Below are 3,645 nucleotides of genomic sequence, written 5' to 3'. Positions count from 1 at the left end.
CTGTGTTATCGCAATACTTGTTGTTGGTGCAGTAGTTGTAATCATTACATCCAGACCAATTTTGGACATTTATCCTTATCTTAACCCAAGTGCAAGAGTAAGAGCTAGAAAAGGAAGATTATTTGATGAAAAACAAATTTCTGAACTCGTTGAAACCAACGATGTTGAAGAAGTTGAAAACTATCTCAAAGGTGTTCCTGAATACGCTGATGTTTTAGATGAGTACCCACTTGATAAAGCATTAGATGTTGAACGTGCTAACACTTATGACTTTGTTGCAAGATTAGCTCCTGAAGACATTAAAGATCCATTTGTTGTCATGTCTAAAAAAGCAGATATTGATAACATTAAAAGTCTTTTAACTGCTAAGGAAGTTGGTCTCAGTCCTGATGAAACAAGAGAATTATTAATTCCTTGCGGATCATTATATGATGATTTGGAATCATTAGCTGATTCTGAAAATGTAACTGACATTGTTACAAGTTTAGATGGTACTGAATATGCAACCGCATTAGAAGATGCTCTTCCACAATATGAAGATACTAATATGATTCTTCCATTAGAATCTGCTTTAGATAAATATTATTTAGGCAAATTATTACGTTCTTCTGATGTTCCATCCGATGAAAATAAACAGATTTTATATGCATATGTTGGAACACAAGTTGATGTAGCTAATCTAAAACTAATTATAAGGGCAAAACAGGATGGCCTTGATTATGATGCAATCTCCCCTTATATATTAGAAGAAGGATACCAATTACGTGATTGGAAACTTAAAGATTTAATGGAATCTCCAGATGTTACAAATGTAGTTTCTGGTTTAGAAGGAACAAAATATGCAGAAGCATTAACTGATGTAATGCCGGTTTATAATGAAACTGGTTCTGTTGCTGTATTTGAAAAAGCATTAGATGTTTACTCTTCTGAATATTCAAAATCTTTAGCTTCTAAAAAACCATTAGGTATTGGTCCAATTATTGGTTATTTAAGTCAAAAAGAAAATGAAATTAAAAATTTAAAAATTATTGCAAGAGCAAAAAGAGAAGCAGACTTCCCTAATTCTAAAATCATGGAGATGTTAATATGAGTTCAGTCGCAATTATAGGAGATATTGACACTGTTTCAGGATTTAGATTAGGTGGTGTCAAACAGGCAGAAGTTGTCAACACTTCTGAAGAAGCTATCGCAGCTTTTGATAAATTTTTAGATGATGAAATTTCAATTATTATCATTACTCAATTAATGGCTAATGAAATAAGAGATCATATTAATAGAAAAATTGGTTCTAGTGTTTTACCAATGATAATTGAAATACCTGATAAAGATGGCTCCTCTGAAGGATCATCTGATCAAATAAATGACCTTATTAAAAGAGTTATCGGGGTAGAGATGGTTAAATGATTATTGAAGGAAATATTATTAAGATTGCTGGGCCTGTTATTATCGCAGATGGTATGAGAGGGGCTCAGATGCTTGAGATGGTTAGGGTAGGTGACGAAAAGCTTATCGGGGAAATCATCGAGCTTGAAGGTGACACCGCAACTATCCAAGTATACGAAGAAACAGCCGGTATCCAACCGGGTGAAGTAGTTGAATGTACTGGTGGTCCATTATCAGTAGAACTCGGTCCTGGTGTAATGAGTTCTATTTTCGATGGAATTCAAAGACCTTTAAGAATCATCAGAGAAGAATCTGGTGACTTCATTGCTAGAGGAATCGATGTAGATTCTGTAAACAAAGAGAAAAAATGGGCATTTAAACCAGTAGCAAAAGTTGGAGACAAAGTAAAAGGTGGAGACGTACTTGGTGAAGTTCAAGAAACTACTGCAGTTTTACACAAAATCATGGTTCCACCAACATTAGAAGGTGAAGTAACTGAAATCGCAGCTGAAGGTGAATACACTGTACTCGAAGACATCGCTGAAGTAGCTGGTGAAAAAGTTCAAATGCTCCAAAAATGGCCTGTAAAAAGAAGCCGTCCATATATTGAAAAATTAGATCCAGATATACCATTAGTAACTGGTCAAAGGGCACAAGATACTTTCTTCTCCGTAGCTAAAGGAGGAGCAGCAGCTATCCCAGGTCCTTTCGGATCAGGTAAAACTGTTACTCAACAACAATTAGCTAAATGGGCTGACGCAGATATTGTTGTATATATCGGATGTGGAGAACGTGGTAATGAAATGACTGAAGTACTTACTGAATTCCCATTCCTTGACGACCCAAAAACTGGTAACCCATTAATGGACAGAACTGTTCTTATTGCTAACACTTCAAACATGCCGGTAGCAGCTAGGGAAGCATGTGTATATACTGGTATTACTATTGCTGAATACTATCGTGACCAAGGTTACGATGTAGCACTTATGGCTGATTCAACCTCAAGATGGGCTGAAGCTATGAGGGAAATTTCTGGAAGATTAGAAGAAATGCCTGGGGAAGAAGGTTACCCTGCATACTTAGCATCCAGATTAGCTCAATTCTACGAAAGAGCTGGAAGAGTAAAAACTATTGGTAGCGAACCAAATGTAGCATCTATTTCTGTAGTTGGTGCTGTATCACCTCCTGGTGGGGACTTATCCGAACCTGTTACACAAAACACCTTACGTATTTGTAAAGTGTTCTGGGCGTTAGATGCATCTCTTGCAGATAAACGTCACTTCCCTTCAATTGACTGGTTACAAAGTTACTCATTATATGTAGACAGTATTGAAGGATGGTGGGCTGAAAACGTAGCTGCAGACTGGAGAGCAACTCGTGACCAAGCTATGGGATTATTACAAAAAGAATCCGAGTTACAAGAAATTGTACAATTAGTCGGTCCTGATGCATTACCAGAAACTGACCAAGCTACTTTAGAAACTACACGTATGTTAAGAGAAGATTTCTTACAACAAAATGCATTTGATGAAGTAGATACATACTGTGCACCTGACAAACAGTACAAAATGTTAAAAACCATTTTATTATTCTACAAAGAATCTCTTGCAGCAGTTAACAGAGGAGCTCCTATTGCAAATATTGTAGCTTTACCTGTTAAAGAAGAAATCGGTAAAATGAAATACATACCACAAGACGAATTTGATGCAAAAATTGCAGATATTCAAGCAGCAATTACTAAACAATGCAGTGAGGCTTAAAAATGAATACAAATATTAAAACTAGAGAATATACTACTGTATCTGAAGTCTCAGGTCCTTTAATGGTTGTTGAAGGAGTAGAAGGCGTTGGTTACAATGAAATTGTAGATATCGAAACACCTACCGGTGAAAAAAGAAGTGGTCAAGTTCTTGAAGTAACTAAAGATGTTGCTGTTATTCAAGTTTTCGAAGGAACTAATGATTTAAACACTAAAAACACTAAAACAAGATTCACTGGTCAAACCGCCAAAATCGGTGTGTCCAGAGACATGATGGGACGTATCTTCAACGGTATCGGTAAACCTATTGACGGCGGTCCAGAAATCATCCCTGATGAAGAATTAGATATTAACGGGTCTCCTATGAACCCTGCTTCTCGTGAATTCCCAGAAGAATTTATTCAAACAGGTATCTCTACCATAGACGGAATGAACACATTAGTAAGAGGACAAAAACTTCCTATCTTCTCAGGATCTGGTTTACCTCACAACGACTTAGCTGT

The 3,645-nt window shown here is 36.5% G+C and carries 3 protein-coding genes and 1 pseudogene; all 4 read left to right on the top strand.

Translation table 11 applies throughout. From position 1 onward, the window contains the following. The coding region (locus IJ258_RS00070; RefSeq protein WP_292801379.1) for a V-type ATP synthase subunit C at positions 1-1,090 on the top strand (1,090 nt) is incomplete at its 5' end. Further along, positions 1,087-1,404: a V-type ATP synthase subunit F gene (locus IJ258_RS00065; protein ID WP_292801377.1), complete on the top strand. Its 318-nt coding sequence runs from the start codon at positions 1,087-1,089 to the stop codon at positions 1,402-1,404. The genes IJ258_RS00070 and IJ258_RS00065, both read left to right, overlap by 4 nt. Beyond that, positions 1,401-3,143 (top strand): ATP synthase subunit A, encoded by a 1,743-nt coding sequence (locus IJ258_RS00060; protein ID WP_292801375.1) that lies wholly within the window; start codon positions 1,401-1,403, stop codon positions 3,141-3,143. The genes IJ258_RS00065 and IJ258_RS00060 overlap by 4 nt, the downstream gene beginning before the upstream one ends. 2 nt (positions 3,144-3,145) lie before the next feature. After that, a pseudogene (locus IJ258_RS00055) lies at positions 3,146-3,645 on the top strand (V-type ATP synthase subunit B); the annotation flags it as partial.

It is taken from the genome of Methanobrevibacter sp. (assembly GCF_017468685.1).
GTDB lineage: Archaea > Methanobacteriota > Methanobacteria > Methanobacteriales > Methanobacteriaceae > Methanocatella.
This window is presented reverse-complemented; position numbering and strand designations above follow the sequence as displayed.

Excerpts from the sequence above, each read along its gene's own strand:
- IJ258_RS00065 (WP_292801377.1), top strand. The coding sequence starts at position 1,087 with ATGAGTTCAGTCGCAATTATAGGAGATATTGACACTGTTTCAGGATTT.
- IJ258_RS00060 (WP_292801375.1), top strand. The coding sequence starts at position 1,401 with ATGATTATTGAAGGAAATATTATTAAGATTGCTGGGCCTGTTATTATC.